Origin of the sequence: uncultured Flavonifractor sp. (assembly GCF_944385615.1) — a bacterium.
GTDB lineage: Bacteria > Bacillota > Clostridia > Oscillospirales > Oscillospiraceae > Flavonifractor.
The window spans coordinates 1-19,934 of record NZ_CALWXV010000034.1; the positions used below are offsets into that span (position 1 = coordinate 1).

Sequence of the window (19,934 nt, forward strand, 5' to 3'; positions counted from 1 at the left end):
TTCTCACCACCTCCTCTATTTTATCTCATCTAAATGAAAAAGCCCAGCTTTCGCTGGACTTTTTCGACAGGCTGAGGGCGGCGCGAACGCGCCGCCCTTTTGTATTCGCTTTAGGTGTGGAACCGCCTGCGCACCTCCTCCCGCACTGCGGGAATACGCCGGATGATGACCAAGGGAATGACGGTACACAGGCAGATGGTGAACACCACCAGGGACCAGGAGGGGTCCCACTGGCCGGTGAGCCACCGGTCAATGAAAAACTCCACCCCCAGCAGAAACACCCCCACGCTGCCGATGAGGATGGTCACGGTGCTGATGACCGAGCGGCGGTATACCCGCAGCATCAGAGACAGCAACAGCCATACCGCCCCGCCCCACAGAATGATGGGCACCGCCAGCCCAATGTACCAGTTCCAGCCGTCCAGGTCCACCGACATCAGGTAGACATACAGCGCCACCGCTGCCACGTTGATAAAGCTGCGCGCCAGCAGCGGGATACCTCTGGCCAGCAGGGGAAGCACGATCCAGAACCACAGCAGGATGGTGGCCCCAATGACGTAGAGGGACCAGCCCCGCCCCGGTTTGAGAAAGAGATTGAGCACCCCGCAGCCCACCGCCACGCAGGCCAGCATGGCGGTAATGGCCCCCGCCACAGCTCCCTTGTGGATGGGGGGCACCTCTCCCGGCTGGGTGGGGAAGGGCTTGGGGGATTGGGTGTCGGGGGGATGGCCCGGATCTACCACCTTGGTATGGCACAGGGGACAGAAGGTGGCCGTGGCGTCCAGCTCCACCCCACAGTGAACACAATAGGACATGGAAATTCCTCCTTACTGGCTCCGGTTGCTCTCCACCTTCACATGGACCCCGCCCCGCACCAGAAAGCGGAAAAAGTCCCGCTCGGTGTCGGCCTCTTGCTGGGTGCCCGCAAAGGTGATCTCCATGACATCCCCATAGCTGATGGAGGCGCAGTGGACCCGGGGCATGGTGGCCTGACCCAGAATGACCTCCATCCGCTGGATGTGGGGGCGCATCTCCTCCGGCACCTGGAAGGGACCGGGGTTGGTGTAGGTCCCCGAATAGGGCCGCACCCCCGCCATCCAGTAGCCGAAGGCAATGCCCGGATTTTTCAGGGCCACCGGCACGATCTGGATCAACTTGTTCCGGGCAAACTTCACATTGCCTGCCAGCTCGGCCTGCATCTGCTGCCGGTTGATGTTTAAGCGCAGGTAGTGGTGGACCTGGCTGACGATTTCCTCAAAGGTGTATTCCCCCAAAGAGGGATCAATACAGGGCCGGACGGTGAGAATAAAATTGCGCAGGCTTTCGGTGGGAAACCAGGCCCGCAGGTTGATGGGAATGGCCAGAGACACCGGCAGCTCCTTTTTAGGACCTTCCCGATGCTGCTTGTCCACCAGCACCTTCAGCAGCACCGCCGTCAAATACTCGGTGATGGAGGCCCCATGTTCCTTGGCCTTCTCCTTCAGCTGCCGCACCGAGCAAAAGCCCATGGTCACGTTCAGCGTGTAAAAGGGCTCCGCCGTCCCCCGGTTCTGGTAGGCCTTTTTCAGGGTGGCAAATCGCCGGGCCTTCACCGTGGCGTATCGGGCGTAGGCGTCCTCCAGCTCCTCCGGCCGGGGAGGCTGGTCCACATCCAGCACTCCGCAGGTATTGGGGATGGTATGACCCAGCTCCCGCAGGTAGACCGCCAGCAGCGTGCGCATCAGGGTCATGGCCCCGCCGCCGTCGCTGATGGCGTGGAACACCTCCAGGGAAATGCGCCGCTCATAGTAGTAAAACCGCACCAGCCAGCCGTCGTCCTGATCAAACCGCATGGGCTGACAAGGGTTGGAGATATCCTTTTTAACAAAGGGGCCGGGGGAATCGTTGAACTCAGAGTAGTACCAGAAAATTCCCCGCTTGATGCGCACCCGGAACCCGGGAAACCGGGGCATGGTCTTGTCCACCGCCCGCTGAAGGGCTGCCGGGTCCACCGACTGGTCCATAACGGCGGAAAACCGGTACACCGCCGAGTAGTTCTCCTTCTGGATGGCGGAGTACACCACCGCCGCATTATCCAGCCGGTACCACTCCTTCTGTCCGCTGTGCCCTCCTGCCGACCGGTTCCCAGCCATGGCGCCTCCCCCTTTCTTCTTAAACTAAGGATATCATATTCTGCCGCCGTCCACAAGAGAAAGGGGGCGTGCATCTGGAAAAGCTTTCCCCTCCGTCCGCTTTTCTTTCCCTACTATCTGTGTTATAATATCATAAATTCTCTTTGAAAGACACTGTTCCCCAAAAGAAGGAGGACCCCATGAACCATCACAGCAGACGGGAAGAACTGGCCGGACAGCGGGCGGAAAAACAGCGTCTGGCCCCCTTTATGCGGGCGCTGAAGGCCATCCACAGCGCCGCCACCCCCGAGGTCATGAATGTGGAGGACCTGGAAAAGCAGCGGAAAAACCAGGAACTGCTGGGCCGTCTGGTGGCCCCTATGGGAGGGATGAGCTGGGAACCCTTCACCCTGGAGGAGATGAACTGCGCCTGGGTACGGCCCCACCGGGGCTATGACCGCCGGAAGGCCATCCTCTACTGCCACGGGGGCGGCTACACCAGCGGCACCCTGGGCTATTCCCGCATTTTGGGGTCCAAGCTGTCCCTGGTCACCGGCTGGCAGGTCATGAGCTTTGAGTACCGGCTGGCTCCCGAGCACCCCTACCCCGCCGCCGTGGAGGACGCTCTGCGGGCCTGGGACCACCTGATGCACCTGGGCTACGGCGCCCGGGACGTGGTGGTGGCGGGGGACTCCGCCGGGGGCAATCTGGCTCTGGTGCTCACCCACACCCTGAAGGAGACCGGGCGGCTGCTCCCCCGGAACCTGCTGCTCTTCTCCCCCTGGACCGACATGACCGCCAGCGGGCGCTCCTATCAGGAGCGGGCGGACATCGACCCGGTGCTCACCCTCAACTATATCTACGCCACCCGGGACGCCTACGCCAGAGGCCAGGATTTAACCGACCCCCGCCTGTCCCCCCTCTTTGCCGATCTGACCGGCTTTCCTCCCACCCTTATTCAAGCAGGTACCAATGAGCTGCTGCTCTCCGACTCGGTGCGCCTGCGCAACCGGATGCTCAAGGCATCGGTGCCCTGCCGTCTGGAGGTGTGGGACGGGATGTGGCACGTGTTCCAGACCTTCCCCATGAAAAAGGCCAACGAGGCCATGGAGCACGCCGCCGGATTTTTGATGGGTAACATCTAAACACCAACAAAAAGGCCCTGCCGGTTGGCAGGGCCTTTTTGTGTCATTTTTATGATTGACTCTGTTCGGCGGCCTGGAGCACATGGGCGGCCAGCACCGAGGTGGTCACAGCCCCCACCCCGCCGGGCACCGGGGTGACCGCCGCCGCCATTTCATCAGCTGCGGAAAAGTCCACGTCTCCCACCAGATTGCCCTCCTGGTCCACGTTGATGCCTACGTCCAGCACCAGCTGGCCGGGGGCCAGGTGGTCCCGGTCGATCATGTTGGCAACGCCAGCGGCGGCGATGAGCACCTCCGCCCGGCGGCACTCGGCGGGCAGGTCGGCGGTTCGGGTGTGGCACAGGGTAACGGTGGCATTGCGCCTCAGCAGAAGCATAGCCAGAGGCTTGCCCACCACCAGGCTCCGCCCCACCACCACCGCCCGTTTGCCAGTGAGGTCACAGCCGTAGTGATCCAGAATCTCCAGGCAGGCCTGGGCGGTACAGGGCGGATAGCCCGCTCCCCTTCCGGTAAACACCGCCGCCAGAGACCCGGCGGTAATTCCGTCCACGTCCTTGGCCGGGTCCAGTGCGGCACAGATGGCCTCTTCGTCCATGTGAGGAGGCAAAGGCCGGAAAAGCAGGCAGCCATGGATGGCCCGGTCTGCGTTGATCTGGTGGATGACCTCCAGCAGGTCCCCATGGCTGGATTCCTTGGGCAGCACGAACTGCTTGACCTGGATGCCCACCTTCTCGCACCGCTTCAGAGCCCCCCGCTCATAGGACAAGTCCTCCGGTCGCTCCCCCACCCGTACGATGGCCAGGGTGGGAATGATTCCTCGGGCCTTCAGTTGGTCCGCCTGGGCGGCCAGCCGCTCCGTCAGGGCCTGTGCCACCGGGGCCCCTCTCCAATGCTCCGCCATCAGGCAAACCTCCCCAGTACAGATTCATAAATACGTTCAGCGATCTTCCAATACCGCTTCACCAGCCCATCTGCCTCATCATTCATGGCTTGGGCATAGGCCCGGTCGGCCATGCTCTTGGTGTTTACCTTCACATTGAGGGCGGCTCCATACAGGGCGCTCCAGCAGAAGACCACCCCGGTGCCCACATCGGAGAGCATCATGACGCTCCCCTTCTCCAGCATCTCACTGTGAAGGTCAATTACTTCACAGCTTAACCGCAGGATCTCCATGGGGGCGGCGGCGGCGTCCCGCAGGCACTGCTCCATCACCTGGGCCCGGTTTGGGTCGTCCTTGGGAATGGCATAGGCCTTGGACAGAGGCTCGAAGGCGGCAGCGTCAGCGTCCACCAGAGCCAGCAGCCGGGCCCGCAGGTCCTCGGCCTTGGCCATAAGGGCCTTCACATCCTCCTCCACCCCGGCATATTTTTGTTTGCCCACGGTGTAGTTGCCCACCATGGTACACAGGGCGGCGCCCAAAGCGCCCACCAGAGCGGAGGCCCCGCCGCCGCCGGGGGTAGGGGCTTTGGAGGCCAGGGCGTCCAAAAAGCCGCCGCAGGTCTGCTGAGCAGTATCCATCAAATCACTCCTTGATACAGTACAGGGCAGCAGGGGCGGGTGTCTTTACCCGCTCCCGTTGCGTTTGTCTTAGAACAGTCCCGAAATCTTGCCATTCTCGTCCACGTCCACCTTTTCGGCGGCAGGCACCTTGGGAAGACCGGGCATAGTCATGATATCGCCGGTGAGGGCCACCAGGAACCCGGCCCCGGCGGACACCTTCAGGCTGCGCACCGTGACGGTGAAGCCATCGGGCGCCCCCAGCAGGTTGGCGTTGTCGGAGAAGGAATACTGGGTCTTGGCCATACAGATGGGCAGGCCGCCAAAGCCCAGGTCGGTGAGCTCCGCCGCCTGCTTCTTGGCGGCTGGGGTAAGGACCACCCCAGCTCCATGGTACACCTTCTTCACGATGTCCGCCAGTTTGGCCTCAATGGACTGGTCCAGCTCATAGGCAAAGGTGAAGTGGTTGGGCTCTTCGCACAACCGGATGACTTCCTGAGCCAGGGCAATACCACCCTCGCCGCCTTTGGCCCACACTTCGCTGAGGGCCACGTTGACCCCCAGCTCCTTACACTTGTCCTCCACCAGGCGCAGCTCGGCCTCAGTGTCGGTGGGGAACCGGTTGATGGCCACCACGCAGGGTAGGCCGTACACGGTGGTGATGTTCTCCACATGGCGCAGCAGGTTGGGCAGACCCTTCTCCAGAGCCTCCAGGTTCTCGGTATTCAGGTCGGCCTTGGCCACGCCGCCGTGGTGCTTCAGTGCCCGGACGGTGGCCACTACCACCACGGCGGAGGGGCGCAGTCCCGCCAGACGGCACTTGATATCCAGGAATTTCTCCGCCCCCAGGTCGGCGCCGAAGCCGGCCTCGCTAATAGCGTAGTCCCCCATCTTGAGAGCCACCCGGGTAGCCATGACGGAGTTGCAGCCGTGGGCGATGTTGGCGAAGGGGCCGCCGTGGATGAAGGCAGGGGTACCCTCCAAAGTTTGGACCAGATTGGGCTTGATGGCGTCCTTCAGCAGGGTAGCCATAGCCCCCTCGGCCTTCAGGTCGTGAGCAGTGATGGGGGTGCCCGAGCGGGAATAGCCCACCACCATCCGGCCCAGCCGGGCCTTCAGGTCGGCCAGCCCGTCGGCCAGACAGAGCACCGCCATGATCTCAGAGGCCACGGTGATATCAAAACCGTCCTCCCGGGGCACGCCCTGCATCCGGCCACCCAGGCCGCACACAATGTTGCGCAGCTGCCGGTCGTTCATGTCCACGCACCGCTTCCAGGTAATATGCTTGACGTCGATGTCCAGCTCATTGCCCTGCTGGATGTGGTTGTCCAGCATAGCGGCCAGCAAGTTGTTGGCCGCGCCGATGGCGTGGAAGTCGCCGGTGAAGTGGAGGTTGATATCCTCCATAGGCACCACCTGGGCGTAGCCGCCGCCAGCGGCCCCGCCCTTGACCCCAAACACAGGACCCAGAGAGGGCTCCCGCAGGGCCACCACGGTATTTTTGCCCAGCCGCCGCATACCGTCGGCCAGGCCCACGGTGGTGGTGGTCTTGCCCTCCCCCGCCGGGGTGGGGTTGATGGCAGTGACCAGCACCAGCTTGCCGTCGGGCCTGCCTGCCCGGTCAGCCAGCAGCTTCAGGTCGATCTTGGCTTTGTACTTGCCATAGTATTCCAGGTAGTCCTCTTCCACTCCGGCCACCGCCGCGATGTCCCGGATGTGCTTCATCTCACAGGCCTGGGCGATCTCAATATCCGATTTCATGGTCCTTCACTCCTTCATCCTTCCGCGTACCAACGAAAACGCGCCGGCTTGGCCATAGCGGCAAACCGGCGTTTTCTCCCCTTCCGTTGGACTGTATGTCAGATAAAATGTACCATTTTTCCCCCCGCTTGTCAACTGCGGACTCAAAAAACAGACTATCCGGTTTTACAATATGCAAAAAGCAGACCGACAGTATGTCGGTCTGCTTTTTGTGGCTTATATCGTTCGATCAAGCGGCCACAACGTTGACAGCGCGCAGCTTGTCGGCGTTCTTGGGATCGGGCTCCACGTCGTAGGTCACCTTCTGACCCTCCTGGAGGGTCTTGAAGCCGTCGCACACGATGGCGGAGAAGTGGACGAACACGTCGTCGCCGCCCTCGTCGTTGGAGATGAAGCCGAAGCCCTTGGTCTCGTTGAACCACTTGACAGTACCGTGATACATAATAATGGTACCTCCTGCAAAAAATTTCGCGCTAAATGACAAGAAAAACTCACACTTTTGGGCATCGTCTGAAGAAGCGACGATGACTACAAAAATGTGAGTTCAGGCCGTACATTTAGACTACCCCATTACTATAACACCGAACCGGGTCCCCGTCAAGAAAAATTCATACTCCTGCGTTAAGAAACAGCTATCCTTTCCACGCTCGGCGTCCCCGCCGCACTCCCCGGCATGGGACGCCGTCCGAAGACTCTTACAGCACCAAACGGAACCGGAACCAACCGTCTGTCAGGTCAAACTGGAAGACAGCTCCATGCTTCCGGCAGAACGCAGAGATGGACTGCACTCCCAGACCATGCTCCTCCCTTTGGGCCACCGGCAGGCCGCTGCTGTCAAAGGAAACATCGTCCACGCAGGGGTTGGACAGCTCCAACATGACGCCCGGGGACCCCACCATCTTACAGCAGATAGCTTTCTGGCCGCAGGGCAGCTTTATGTTGGCGTGGATAGCATTTTCCAGGGCGTTGGCCAGAACAATGGCCAATTCGCCCTCATTTACTGGAAGTGTGTCGGATAGGGAAATCTTTGCCTCCACGGAGATACCCTGATTTTGGGCCTGGTCAAAGTAGGAGGAAAACACCGCATCCAGCACCGGCGGACGGCACCAGCGGATTTCCTTTTGCTCAACCAGCCGCTTTTGCGCCGCGTCCAGAAAGTCCAGCGCGGCGTCTTTGTCTCCTCGTGACACCAGCTCCGCAACAGCCAGAAGCCGGTGGCGCAGGTCATGGCGCTCCATGCGGATTGCATGTTCTGCCGCTTTCACTGCCTCCATGCGGCTTTGTAGGGCTGAAAGCTGCAAAGCCGACAGCTGTGCGCTGTACCGTGCCTCCGCCTCTTTTCGAACGTTGGAAAAGAGAAACATCAAAATGGAATAAACCCCCAACATCAACAGAGCGACTGCCGGTTTGATGATGATGCTGCTCCGATCGAAGCCTACATATCCAGGGATCAGGTAGACGGCGATGATGTAGTAGGTCGCCATTACCAGGCATATCAGCCACCAGCCCCGGTGCAGCTCCAACAGTATCTGGAAAAACAGGGGGCGCAGGAAGCGGATCAGAAAGCAAATGACCCCGGTGCTGAGGACCGCGCAGGACAGCACCAAAACCCAGAAGCGGCCGCCAGACAGGTAGTAGATCATCCCTGATATGTGGTGGATCAGCGTACAGAACAGAACGACGGAGAGCTGCTGGAAGATCAGCCGCCATCCCCGGAACCGGCTGAGCGTAAAAAGGAGCAGGATCAGCGGGATGTGGATGGTCACAGCATAGACCCAAAAGGCGGTATCCATATCCACCGCCCGGTACAGGGCGGCCACCGCCGCCATAAGCAGGATCGTGACGCTGGAAACGATGAAAAGGGTGCGCCGCCGGGAATATCGGCTGTCCATAAACAGAAACGCCATAATCATATATAACACCGTCAAATACTCCATGATAAACAGCTCTACCATGTACCGCTCTCTTCCAGCCAGTAGTTCCCCAGCATATCCATTCCCCTCTCCCCAACCGGCCATAAATTTCACGCACATAGTTTCAATTTCCCAGCGATTTGTGCAATGAACATAACATGGAAACCAAACGCCGTCAAGAGGGATACCAAAACAGCGGGGCTGCTGCATCGGAATGCAGCAGCCCCGCTGTTCAAAAGGCCGCCCGGCGTGGACATCCGGCTCAGTTGTCGCCCTTCATCAGCAGGTACATGACCGCCTTCTGGGCGTGGAGACGGTTCTCCGCCTCGTCGAAGATCTCCCCGGCATGGGCCTCGAACACCTCGGCAGTGATCTCCTCCCCCCGGTGGGCCGGCAGGCAGTGCTGCACCATGGCGCCCGGATTGGCCACGGCCATCAGCCCGTCGTTGATCTGATAGATCCCTTTAAAGACGGCCCGGCGCTTCTGGGCCTCGTCCTCCTGGCCCATGGAGGCCCACACGTCGGTGAACAGGGCGTCGGCCCCGGCGGCCGCCTCCTTGGGGTCCCGGCACAGGGTGAACTTGCCGCCGCAATCTTTGGCGAACTCCAGCACCTTGGGGTCGGGGTCGTAGCCCTCGGGGCAGGCCACGGCCACCTCCATGCCCACCTTCAGGCCGCCAACAATGAGGGAGTTGGCCATGTTGTTGCCGTCGCCCACATAGCACAGCTTCAGGCCCTCCAGACGGGACTTGTGCTCCCGGATGGTCATGAGATCGGCCAGCACCTGGCAGGGGTGGGCAAAATCGGTGAGGCCGTTGATGACGGGGATATCGGCGTACTTGGCCAGGGTCTCCACCTCGGCCTGGCCGAAGGTGCGGATCATGATGCCGTCGCAGTAGCGGCTGAGCACCCGGGCGGTGTCCTCGATGGGCTCGCCCCGGCCAATCTGGCTCTCCTTGCCGGAGAGGAAGAGAGCGTGGCCGCCCAGCTGGAACATACCGGTTTCAAAGGACACCCGAGTACGGGTGGAGTTCTTCTCAAAGATCATGGCCAGGGTCTTGCCCTCCAGATAGTGGTGGGTCAGGCCGTGCTTCTGGTTGTACTTCATCTGGTCGGCGGTGTCCAGGATCTTCACGATGTCCGCCGGAGTCAGGTCCAGCAGCTTGAGCAGGTCTTTTTGCATGTCATTCACCTCATTCATTCTGCCCTGCCCTTACAGCAGGGTCTCCTTCATAATGGCAAGGCCCTTGTCGATCTCCGCCATGGAGATGGTCAGAGGGGGCAGCAGCCGCAGGTCCTTACCAGCCGTCAGCACCAGCAGGCCATTCTGGACCAGCCGGGCGGCCAGAGCCTTATTGCTCTCCTCCCCCCGTACCTCCACGCCGATCATCATGCCCAGGCCCCGGGTGGTCCCCAGGCTGGACAGGCCCATATGCTCGATGCGGGTGCGGATATAGTTGCCCTTTTCCGTCACCTGGGCCAGGGCGTCCTCGTCCAGGGTGTCCAGTACCACCTGGGCGGCGGCGGCACAGATGGGGTTGCCGCCGAAGGTGGAGGCGTGGGTGCCGGGGCCCAGCACGTTGCGGCAGCGCTCATTGGCCAGAATACCGCCCATGGGCAGGCCGCCGGCGATCCCCTTGGCGAAGGACACGGCGTCGGGGATGATACCGTACTGCTGGAAGGCAAACAGGGTGCCGGTACGACCCACGCCGGTCTGCACCTCGTCCACCAGCAGCAGCCAGTCCCGCTCGGCGCACAGCACCGCCAGATCATGGACGTACTCCGGGTCCATGGGGAGCACGCCCCCCTCCCCCTGCACCAGCTCCAGCATGACGGCGCACACGTCATGGCCCGCCACCTCCTGGAGGGAATCCATGCTGCCCGCCTGGGCGTACCGGAAGCCGTCGTTGAAGGGGAAGAAATAGTTGTGGAACACATCCTGGCCGGTGGCGGTCAGGGTGGTGATGGTACGGCCGTGGAAGGAGTTGCGCAGGGTGAGGATGGTCCCTCTCCCCTTGCCGTACTTATCAAAGGAATATTTCCGGGCCAGCTTGATCATGCCCTCGTTGGCCTCGGCTCCCGAGTTGCCGAAAAAGGCCGCCGCCATGCCGGAGCGCTTGCACAGCTTTTCCGCCAGCTGGGCATAGGGCTGGGAGTAAAACAGGTTGGAGATGTGGCCCAGCTTCTGGGCCTGGTTGGTGATGGCCTCCACCCACTTGGGGTTGGCGTAGCCAATGGAGTTGACCCCGATGCCGGAGGAGAAGTCAATGTACTCCTTCCCCGCCAGATCGTACAGGGTGGCCCCCTGGCCGTGGTCGATATCCACGTCAAACCGGCCGTAGGTCTGCATCACATACTGGTGGTCCAGCTCCACCAATTCTCTATGGTCCATAGGGATCACCTCACAGCAACATGGTGCCGACACCCTCGTCGGACAAAAGCTCGATGAGAATGGAGTGGGGAATGCGGCCATCCAGGATGATGGCGTTTTCCACCCCGGAGCGAACCGCCTCCACACAGCACTCCACCTTGGGGATCATGCCCCCCTTGATGACCCCATCCTGCACCAGGCCGGGCACCTGGGACAGGCGCACCACCGGCAACAGGGTATTGTCGTTCTTGGGGTCCATCATCAGCCCCCGCACATCGGTGAGCAGGATGAGCTTTTCCGCCTTCAGGGCGGTGGCCAGCTTGGCGGCGGCGGTGTCGGCGTTGATGTTATAGGAGTTCTCCCCGTCCACGCCCTGGGCCACAGTGGACACCACCGGGATATAGCCGTCCTCCAGGCAGTCCACCACGGGGGTAGGCTCCACGGCGGTGATCTCTCCCACCAGACCATACTTCTCGTCCAGCTTCTTGGCCTGGAACAGTCCGGCGTCCATGCCGCACAGGCCGATGGCCTTGCCTCCCATCCGGTTGAGGGTGGCCACCAGATTCTTGTTTACCTTGCCGCACAGCACTTGCTGGACAATGTCCATGGTCTCTTCATCGGTGTAGCGCAGGCCGTCCACAAATTTGGACTCTTTGCCGATCTTGGTCAGCATTTCGGTGATCTCCGGCCCGCCGCCATGGACTACCACCACCCGGATGCCCACCAGATGGAGCAGGATGATGTCGGAGATGACGGCCTGGCGCAGCTCGTCGGAGATCATGGCGTTGCCGCCGTATTTTACCACCACGGTCTTGCCGTAGTATTTCTGAATATAGGGCAGAGCCTCGGCCAATACCTTGGCCCGGTCCACCTCGCTGAATGACATGGGAATCCCCCCAGATAAAATCCAAAATACGGGCCGGTCAGGTCCGGTAGTCCCCGTTGATCTTTACATAGTCATAGGTCAAATCACAGCCCCAGCAGGTGGCCTCGTGCTCCCCCTCGTGGAGGTCCACATGGATGACCACCTCGTCCTGGGACAGGATGCTCTTGGCGGCCTCCTCGTCAAAGTCCACTCCGGCGCCCTGCTGGCACACCAGGATCTCCCCCACGGCGGAGGAGAACTTCACGTCTACAAACTCGGGACGGAAGGGGGCCTTGGAGTAGCCCATGGCACACAGCACCCGGCCCCAGTTGGCATCGGAGCCGAACATGGCGGCCTTCACCAGAGAGGAACCCACCACCGCCTTGGCCAGCCGCTCGGCGGACTCCTCGCTGCGGGCGTCGGCCACGGTGCAGGTGATGAGCTTGCTGGCGCCCTCGCCGTCGGCGGCGATGTTGCGGGCCAGCTGCTCAAAGACATGGTACAGGGTCTTGTAGAAGACGGTGTAGTTGTCGTCCTTCCACTCGATGAGCTCGTTTTCCGCCATACCGTTGGCCAGCACCACGCACATATCGTTGGTGGAGGTGTCCCCGTCCACCGTTACCCGGTTGAAGGTGCGGGGGACGATCTCGTGGAGGGCGTCGGTGAGCATCTCGTGGGTGATGGCACAGTCGGTGGTGACGAAGCACAGCATGGTGCCCATGTTGGGGTGGATCATGCCGGAACCCTTGGCGATGGCCCCGATGGTCACGGTCTTGCCCCCGATGGAGCAGGTGACGGACAGCTCCTTCTTCACGGTGTCGGTGGTCATAATGGCGTTGGCCGCGGCATCGGAGCCGTCCTTGGACAGGGCGGCGGCAGCGGCGGGCAGGCCCTGGGCGATGGCGTCGATGTTCAGCTCCTGGCCGATCACGCCGGTGGAGGCCACCACAAAGTCGGAGGCCTTCAGGCCGGTAGCCTGGGCGGCCAGCTGGCACATGGTCTCGGCGTGCTCATGGCTGTTGGGGGCGCAGGCGTTGGCGTTGCCGGAGTTTGCCACGATGGCCTGGGCCTCGCCGTTTTCCAGGTGGTCCATGGTGACGTACAGGGGGGCGGCCTTCACCCGGTTCATGGTGTACACCGCCGCCGCCACGCAAGGCTGCTCGGACACGATGAGGGCCAGGTCCTTCTTGCCCTCCAGCACCTCGGGCATCTTGCTCATAGGGGGCTGATTGCCGTCCCCCTTGCCCTTCTTCACGCCGCAGTGGACGCCGGAGGCGGTAAAACCTTTTGGGGCGGTGACGCCGCCGGAAATCTGTTTCATATCGTTCACTCCTTATAAAGCCGAAGCGGCGGGGCAAGCCCCCGCCCTACGGCGGTCCTGTGTCTGTATCTTCTCTTACCTTACAATACCAGCCCGGCGGTCATCTCAAAGCCCAGCATCAAATTCATGTTCTGCACCGCCGCGCCGGAGGCTCCCTTGCCCAGGTTGTCAAACCGGGCGGTAACGATGGACTGGCCCTCGTGCCCGCTGACGGTCAGTTCCAGCCGGTCAGTGCCCGCCAGAGCATTGGCCGCCAGATAGGCGCCCTCCTCGCTGTAGGGGGCCACGGTCACCAGGGGCTGCTTGGCGTAATAGGCCCCCAGAATCAGTCCCAGCTCTCGTGCAGTGGGCTGCCCCACCAGATACCGGTTATGGAGGAAAATGGTAGTTGCCATACCCTTATAGTAGTCATCCACCACCGGGGTGAACACCGGCGGCACATCCAGGCCGGAGATTTTCTGCATCTCGGGCAGGTGCTTGTGCCGCAGGGTTGTTCCGTACACCCGCGGGCTGTAAAGGTCCTCCCCTTTCTCCTCTGACTCATACTGGGCAATCATCTTTTTGCCGCCGCCGGAGTAGCCGGTGAGGGAGAAGCAGGTAATGGGGTAGTCCTTGGGCAGAATACGCATGGACACCAGGGGGGCCGCCGCCGCCAGAAAGCCGGTGGCGTGACAGCCTGGATTGGCCACAAACCGGGCCGTTCCGATGACCTCCTCCGGCTTTTTGTACAGCTCGGGGAAGCCGTACACCCAGCCGGGGGCGGTGCGGTGGGCGGTGGAGGCGTCGATGACCCGGGTATGGGAGTTTTCGATCAGCCCCACCGCCTCCACAGCGGCGGCATCAGGCAGGCAGAGGAACACCAGGTCGGCCTCGTTGATGAGGCGTTTCCGCTCTGTCAGGTCTTTTCGCTTGTCAGGTTCAATGGTCAGCAGTTCAATGTCGGCCCGGCCCGCCAGCCGCTCATGGATCTGCAACCCGGTGGTACCCTCCTGGCCGTCGATAAATACCTTGGGCTTACTCATGCTCCCGCTCCTTTACAAAAGCCTGAATGTTGGCGATCTGCTGCTCCACAGCCTCTTTGGCCGGGCCGCCGTAGACTTTGCGGCCGTTGACACAGGTTTTCAGCTCCAGGGCCTGATACACGTCGGCGTCAAACAGGTTGGAGATGGAGCGGAAGTCCTTCAAAGGCAGGGTGTCCAGAGTCTCCCCCGCCTTGATGCACAGGTTGACCAGACGGCCCACAATCATATAGGCCTCCCGGAAGGGCATTCCCTTCTTGGTCAGGTAGTCGGCGCAGTCGGTGGCGTTGATGAAGCCGCCGGAGGCGGCGTTTCTCATGTTCTTGGGCAGGACGGTGAGGGTATCCAGCATGGCGGTAAACACCGGCAGACACATTTCCACCGTGTCGATGGCGTCAAAGACGCACTCCTTATCCTCTTGCATGTCCTTATTGTAGGCCAGGGGCAGGGCCTTCATAACAGTGAGCAGGGTGACCAGGGAGCCGTACACCCGGCCAGTCTTGCCCCGTACCAGCTCGGCCACGTCGGGATTCTTCTTCTGGGGCATGATAGAGGAGCCGGTGGAGTAGGCGTCGTCCAGCTCCACATACTTAAACTCCCAGGAGCACCACAGGATGATCTCCTCAGAGAACCGGGACAGGTGCATCATGAGGATGGAGCAGGCGGAGAGGAACTCAATGGCAAAGTCCCGGTCGGAGACAGAGTCCATGGAGTTGTCGGTGGGCTTCTGGAAGCCCAGGGCGGCGGCGGTCTGGAACCGGTCCACCGGATAGGTGGAGGTGGCCAGGGCGCCCGCCCCCAGGGGGCACTCGTCCATCCGCGCTAAACAGTCCTCCAGGCGGGTCACGTCCCGGCGGAGCATATTGGCGTAGGCCATCATATAATGGGCAAAGGTGGTAGGCTGGGCTCTCTGCATGTGGGTGTAGCCCGGCATGACGGTCTCCAGGTTGGCCTGGGCCTTCTGGATCAGCACCTTCTCCAGGTCCAGGATCATGTTGATGATCTTGGGGATCTCCCCCTTGACGTACAGGCGGAAGTCCACGGCCACTTGGTCGTTGCGGGACCGGCCGGTGTGGAGCCGCTTTCCGGTGTCCCCAATGCGCTGGGTGAGCATGGTCTCGATGTTCATGTGGATGTCCTCGTTCTCCAGGGAGAACTCCACCTGCCCGGCGTCGATGTCCGCCAGGATGACCTTCAGACCCTCGATGATCTTTTCCGCCTCATGGGCCTCGATGATGCCCTGCTTGCCCAGCATAGTGGCGTGGGCGATGGAGCCGGCGATATCCTCTTTGTACATCCGGGCGTCAAAGGTGATGGAAGAGTTGAAGTCGTTGACCAGGGTATCGGTCTCTTTCTGGAACCGTCCGGCCCATAATTTCATAGCAAATCCCTCGCAGTCTATATTTCAGCGTAAAGAGTGAAGAGTGGAGAGTGAAGAGTACGGATATCCCCACTCTCCACTCTCCTGTCTTTACTCTTACTTATTCAGCTTACCCTGATCCCGGAGGGCCAGCACAGTGTCGGGCAGGCCCCACAGGTTGATGAAGCCGGTGGCGTCGTTCTGGTTGTAGTCGCTCTCCTGGAAGGTGACGATATCCTCGGAGTAGAGGGTCTCGGGAGAGGTGACCCCAGCGGTGATGATGTTGCCCTTGTAGAGCTTCAGCTTCACCTGACCGGTGACGTGCTTCTGGGTCTCGGTGGCAAAGGCGGACAGGGCCTCCCGCAGGGGGGTGAACCACTTGCCGTTATACACCAGATCGGCAAAGTCCACCGCCAGCTTGCTCTTCATGTGGGCGGTATCCTTGTCGATGGTGATCATCTCCAGCACCTCATGGGCCCGGTACAGGATGGCGCCGCCGGGAGTCTCATACACGCCACGGTCCTTCATGCCGGTCATCCGGTTCTCCACGATGTCCAAGAGACCAATGCCGTTGTCACCGCCCAGCTTGTTGAGCTTGCGGATGATATCGGAGGCCTTCATCTTCTCGCCGTCCACCGCCACGGGCCAGCCCTTCTCAAAGTCGATGGTCACATAGGTGGGGGCGTCGGGCGCCTTCACGGGGGACACGCCCATCTCCAGGAAGCCGGGCTTGTCGTACTGGGGCTCGGCAGCCGGGTCCTCCAGATCCAGGCCCTCATGGCTCAGGTGCCACAGGTTCTTGTCCTTGGAGTAGCTGGTCTCCCGGTTGATCTTCAGAGGCACGTTGTGGGCCTCGGCGTAGTCGATCTCCTCGTTGCGGCTCTTGATGGACCACTCCCGCCAGGGGGCGATGATCTTCATCTCAGGAGCAAAGCGCTTGATGGCCAGCTCGAAGCGGATCTGGTCGTTGCCCTTGCCGGTGCAGCCGTGGGCAATGGCGTCGGCCCCTTCCTTCTTGGCGATGTCCACCAGGCCCTTGGCGATGACGGGCCGGGCAAAGGCGGTACCCAGCAGATAGTCCTCATACTTGGCGCCCATCTGCATGGAGGGGATGATGACGTCGTCCACCATCTCGTCCACCAGGTCCATAACGTACAGCTTGGAGGCGCCGGTCTTGATGGCCTTCTCCTCCAGACCCTCCAGCTCGTCGTTCTGCCCCACGTCGCCGGCCACGGCGATGATCTCAGGGTTGCCGTAGTTCTCCTTCAGCCAGGGGATGATGATGGATGTATCCAGACCGCCGGAATAGGCGAGTACTACTTTTTTGATCTCAGACATGGTAAAAACCTCCGTCTTTCTTTATGCTGGACACAGTGTACCACAGCACAGCAAAAAAGGCAAGGGGCATTTTGCATAAATATGCGAATATACCCCTGCCTCACTGGTGCACTGCGCCGATATTATACGTTCTATCCGTTTAACTTTGCATATTCATGACCTGTTTTCCCGCCGCTCCCGGACCAGCCAGACAATGGCGGCGGCCATCACCGCCAAACTGATCCACTGGGAGGTGGACAGAGGACCATAGATCCCCCGGACCACATCGCCCCGGAAGAACTCCAGCACAAAGCGCACGGGGGCGTAAGCCAGCATATAGGCCCGCAGGATGCCCCCCTTGCTGGCGGCCCTGGGTGCATACCACAGCAGGAACAGGAAAATCATCAGCTCGGCAGCACACTCATAGAGCTGCACCGGCAGCAGAGGCACCCCGTTGGGGGCGGCGATGGTGTGGGTAAAGGGGATGCCCCAGGGCTCTGCAGCCTCCACCCCATAGCAGCATCCGGCGCAGAAGCAGCCCACCCGGCCCAGGGCGTGGATCAGGGGCAGGGTGGGTACCAGCACCGGAAAGAAATCGGAAAAACGCAGCCGGAAATAACGGGCCTCCAGCCAGGCCCCCAGGATACCCCCCAGGAAACCGCCGTAAAAGACCATGCCCCCAGTGAGGTAGCGGGCAAAAAACAGGGAGGGATTCTGGCCCAGCAGAGGCAGGTCGGCTATCATCTGGGGCAGCAGAGGGATGAGATAGAGCAGCTTTGCCCCGATGACGGCCCCCACCCCGCCCATCACATAGATATAGGCACAATCGCTGGCCGACAGTTGAAAACGCTTGCAGCGGGCCAGGGCTACCAGCAGGCCCAGCAGGACTCCGGCCACCCCCAGAAGGCTGTAGGTTGGGAGTACCCGGCCAAACAGGTTGAGATATGGGAGCATGACAGTAACTCCTTACAGATCCAAAATAGAACATCGGCGGGTGCCGCATCCAAACCGGGTGCGCATCCGCCGATGCTGAGTACGCGGTATCTGATTTTTATTAGTAGTAGGAATATCCCACCGCGCTCAGAGCGCCGGCACAAGCAATGCAGGCCACGAAGGAAATGGCGCCAAAGATCAAAGCCAGCAGAGACAGGACAAAACCTGCGGTACGCATACCGCCCTCGAAGCCATCCTTCTTGGCCTTGGAAGCCAGAACCAGGCCAATGATGCCCAGAATCAGGCCAACGGGACCAATCAGGACGCCGAAGAAGATGTCGATGACCAGGCCGATGATACCAACCACCAGGCTGCCAATGGCAGCGCCCTTACCATTCTGATTCTCCATAAGTACAAACCTCCCTTTCTCTTCTTTTCTTACCTACAGCGGACACAACACAAATATGTCGCTGTTCGTAAGATTATACTACCTTCGACCGTCTTCGTCAAGTTTTACCGATGGAGGTACATCTTACATCTACATCCGAAAAAGCTGGCCGGAATAGGGGGGTAAGGATACGTTGAGCAGCCCACCCAATGGCTTGCCCGCCGCCCCCTCGGGGGTGCTTCCCCCAAAGCGCCGCCAATCGGTGTGAAGGAGCAGCTCTACACTGTCGGGAGCGGGCAGCTGGCAGGACCGGGCCTGGTCGGACAGGTTGAGGAGCACCGCCAGCCGCTCCCCGTCGCACTGGCGCTGGTAGGCAAACAGCCCGGTCTCCGGCTTCTGGCATCCCAGCCAGGCAAAGCCCTCCCCCTGGTAATCCCACCGGGACAAAGCCGGGCGGGTCAGGTACAGGTGGTTGAGCTCCTTGATGTAGCGGAAAAAGGCCTGGTGGATGGGAAAATCCAGCAGCAGCCAGTCCTGCTCCCGCTTCTCATCCCACTCCCGGAAGTGGCCCAGCTCATTGCCCATAAAATTGAGCTTCTTTCCGGGATGGGTCATCATATAAAGGTAGAGTGCCCGGGCCTGGGGGAATTTTCCGTTATAGTCCCCGTGCATCTTTTGCAAAATGGTGGCCTTGCCGTGGACCACCTCGTCGTGGGACAGGGGGAGCAGGTAACGCTCCTGGGGAAAGTAGTGCATGGAGAAGGTGAGCTGATGGCCCCGGCCCAGCCGCTCCTCCGGCGGGGTCTGGAAGTAGGACAGGGTATCGTGCATCCACCCCATATCCCATTTATAGTCAAAGCCCAGCCCGCCGTATTCCGGCGGAGCGGTGACCTTGGGGAAATTGGTGGAGTCCTCCGCCGTCAGGATACAGCCGGGGCAAAGGTGTTTCAGCCCCCGGTTCATCTCCCGGAGAAAACGCACCCCATCTCCGTTGACCCCCCGGGCCTCCTCCCCCTGCCAGTAGAGGATGCGGCTGATGGCATCCATCCGCAGGCCGTCGAAGTGGAACACCTCCAGCCAGTACCGGGCACAGGACTGGAGGAAGGAGCGTACCTCCCCTCGTGAGTGGATGAAGTTGTGGCTGCCCCACTCGCTGACCTCCACGTCCCGGTGGGGGTACTCGTAGAGGGCCTGTCCGTCATACCGGGCCAGGCCGTAGTCGTCCACAGCAAAGTGGGCGGGCACAAAGTCCAGAATGACACCGATGCCCGCCTGGTGGAGCCGGTCGATGAGGAGCATCAATTCTTTGGCGGTGCCGTACCGGCTGGTGGGGGCATAAAAGCCGGTGATCTGGTAGCCCCAGCTCTCGTCACAGGGGTGCTCGCTGAGCGGGAGAAACTCTACATAGTTATAGCCGCACTCCTTGACATACTCAATCAAAGGCCAGGCCAGCTCGTCATACCGGTACCAGCCTCCATCGGGTTTGCGCCGCCAGGAGCCCAGATGCAGCTCATAGATATGTAAGGGCTCCTGCCGCCGGTCGGTGCGGGAGGCCATCCAGGCCCCGTCCTCAAAGGTGTGTTCCCCCAGGTCCCGCACCACCGAACAGCGCCCCGGCCGCAGCTCCATGCCGTAGCCGTAGGGGTCGCAGTGGTCGGTGTACCCCCCGTCTGGGCGGTAGATGCGGTACTGGTAGCAGTCGCCGGGGCGCACGTCCTCCGCCCACACCTCGAAAAAATTGCCGTCGTGGACCCGCTCCATGGGCAGCTCCCGCCCCCCGTGGAGGAGCACCACCCCTGCCGCCGCCGGGGCGAAAGTGCGGAACACCGCCCGCTCCCCCTCCAGGTGGGCCCCCAGCCAGGTATAGGCGTCAAAGCATTGACCGGTATAAAATGCGTAGTAGTCCATAGCTTGGCTCCTTTTCTCTATGATG

Annotated in this window: 18 protein-coding genes; 1 reads left to right on the forward strand and 17 read right to left on the reverse strand. The window is 61.1% G+C overall.

Annotated features, from left to right (window positions below):
- Positions 1-110 precede the first annotated feature (110 nt).
- Positions 111-815: a DUF6320 domain-containing protein gene (locus Q0J75_RS09305; RefSeq protein ID WP_297200065.1), complete on the reverse strand. Its 705-nt coding sequence runs from the start codon at positions 813-815 to the stop codon at positions 111-113.
- A gap of 12 nt (positions 816-827) precedes the next feature.
- Positions 828-2,132, reverse strand: coding sequence for a hypothetical protein (locus Q0J75_RS09310; protein ID WP_297200069.1), 1,305 nt, complete (start codon positions 2,130-2,132; stop codon positions 828-830).
- Positions 2,133-2,311: 179 nt separating this feature from the next.
- Here Q0J75_RS09310 and Q0J75_RS09315 point away from each other — a divergent pair, with 179 nt between their 5' ends.
- Entirely contained in the window at positions 2,312-3,256 is a 945-nt protein-coding gene (locus Q0J75_RS09315; protein WP_297200072.1) for an alpha/beta hydrolase, read from the forward strand.
- Between the two features lie 49 nt (positions 3,257-3,305).
- Here the strand turns inward: Q0J75_RS09315 and Q0J75_RS09320 are convergent, their stop codons facing one another.
- The 15 genes from Q0J75_RS09320 to glgB form a co-directional block, all read right to left on the reverse strand.
- Positions 3,306-4,157 (reverse strand): bifunctional 5,10-methylenetetrahydrofolate dehydrogenase/5,10-methenyltetrahydrofolate cyclohydrolase, encoded by an 852-nt coding sequence (locus Q0J75_RS09320; protein WP_297200076.1) that lies wholly within the window; start codon positions 4,155-4,157, stop codon positions 3,306-3,308.
- The gene (locus Q0J75_RS09325) at positions 4,157-4,774 is read right to left on the reverse strand and encodes a cyclodeaminase/cyclohydrolase family protein (protein ID WP_297200079.1); all 618 of its coding nucleotides are present in this window, start codon (positions 4,772-4,774) and stop codon (positions 4,157-4,159) included. The genes Q0J75_RS09320 and Q0J75_RS09325 overlap by 1 nt, the downstream gene beginning before the upstream one ends.
- 69 nt (positions 4,775-4,843) lie before the next feature.
- On the reverse strand, positions 4,844-6,514 hold the full coding sequence (locus tag Q0J75_RS09330; RefSeq protein ID WP_297200083.1) for a formate--tetrahydrofolate ligase: 1,671 nt from the start codon (positions 6,512-6,514) through the stop codon (positions 4,844-4,846).
- Between the two features lie 229 nt (positions 6,515-6,743).
- Positions 6,744-6,956: a cold-shock protein gene (locus tag Q0J75_RS09335; protein WP_009259878.1), complete on the reverse strand. Its 213-nt coding sequence runs from the start codon at positions 6,954-6,956 to the stop codon at positions 6,744-6,746.
- Positions 6,957-7,209: 253 nt separating this feature from the next.
- Positions 7,210-8,469, reverse strand: a complete 1,260-nt coding sequence (locus tag Q0J75_RS09340; protein WP_297200088.1) for a sensor histidine kinase — start codon at positions 8,467-8,469, stop codon at positions 7,210-7,212.
- Between the two features lie 220 nt (positions 8,470-8,689).
- On the reverse strand, positions 8,690-9,610 hold the full coding sequence (gene argF / locus Q0J75_RS09345) for an ornithine carbamoyltransferase (RefSeq protein WP_297200091.1): 921 nt from the start codon (positions 9,608-9,610) through the stop codon (positions 8,690-8,692).
- A gap of 30 nt (positions 9,611-9,640) precedes the next feature.
- Positions 9,641-10,819: an aspartate aminotransferase family protein gene (locus Q0J75_RS09350; protein ID WP_297200094.1), complete on the reverse strand. Its 1,179-nt coding sequence runs from the start codon at positions 10,817-10,819 to the stop codon at positions 9,641-9,643.
- A 10-nt stretch (positions 10,820-10,829) separates the two neighbouring features.
- On the reverse strand, positions 10,830-11,684 hold the full coding sequence (argB, locus tag Q0J75_RS09355; RefSeq protein ID WP_297200097.1) for an acetylglutamate kinase: 855 nt from the start codon (positions 11,682-11,684) through the stop codon (positions 10,830-10,832).
- Positions 11,685-11,721: 37 nt separating this feature from the next.
- Positions 11,722-12,984 carry a bifunctional glutamate N-acetyltransferase/amino-acid acetyltransferase ArgJ gene (gene argJ / locus Q0J75_RS09360; protein WP_297200100.1) on the reverse strand — a complete coding sequence of 421 codons (1,263 nt, stop codon included), beginning with the start codon at positions 12,982-12,984 and terminating at the stop codon, positions 11,722-11,724.
- 80 nt (positions 12,985-13,064) lie between these two features.
- The gene (gene argC, locus Q0J75_RS09365; protein ID WP_297200105.1) at positions 13,065-14,006 is read right to left on the reverse strand and encodes an N-acetyl-gamma-glutamyl-phosphate reductase; all 942 of its coding nucleotides are present in this window, start codon (positions 14,004-14,006) and stop codon (positions 13,065-13,067) included.
- On the reverse strand, positions 13,999-15,384 hold the full coding sequence (gene argH, locus Q0J75_RS09370; RefSeq protein WP_297200107.1) for an argininosuccinate lyase: 1,386 nt from the start codon (positions 15,382-15,384) through the stop codon (positions 13,999-14,001). Before argH ends, argC begins: the two co-directional genes overlap by 8 nt.
- 96 nt (positions 15,385-15,480) lie before the next feature.
- On the reverse strand, positions 15,481-16,701 hold the full coding sequence (locus tag Q0J75_RS09375) for an argininosuccinate synthase (RefSeq protein ID WP_297200110.1): 1,221 nt from the start codon (positions 16,699-16,701) through the stop codon (positions 15,481-15,483).
- 153 nt (positions 16,702-16,854) lie between these two features.
- On the reverse strand, positions 16,855-17,634 hold the full coding sequence (locus tag Q0J75_RS09380; protein ID WP_297200113.1) for a prolipoprotein diacylglyceryl transferase: 780 nt from the start codon (positions 17,632-17,634) through the stop codon (positions 16,855-16,857).
- Between the two features lie 100 nt (positions 17,635-17,734).
- On the reverse strand, positions 17,735-18,022 hold the full coding sequence (locus Q0J75_RS09385) for a hypothetical protein (RefSeq protein ID WP_297200117.1): 288 nt from the start codon (positions 18,020-18,022) through the stop codon (positions 17,735-17,737).
- Between the two features lie 129 nt (positions 18,023-18,151).
- Positions 18,152-19,909, reverse strand: coding sequence for a 1,4-alpha-glucan branching protein GlgB (glgB, locus tag Q0J75_RS09390; protein ID WP_297200120.1), 1,758 nt, complete (start codon positions 19,907-19,909; stop codon positions 18,152-18,154).
- Between the last annotated feature and the right edge of the window lie 25 nt (positions 19,910-19,934).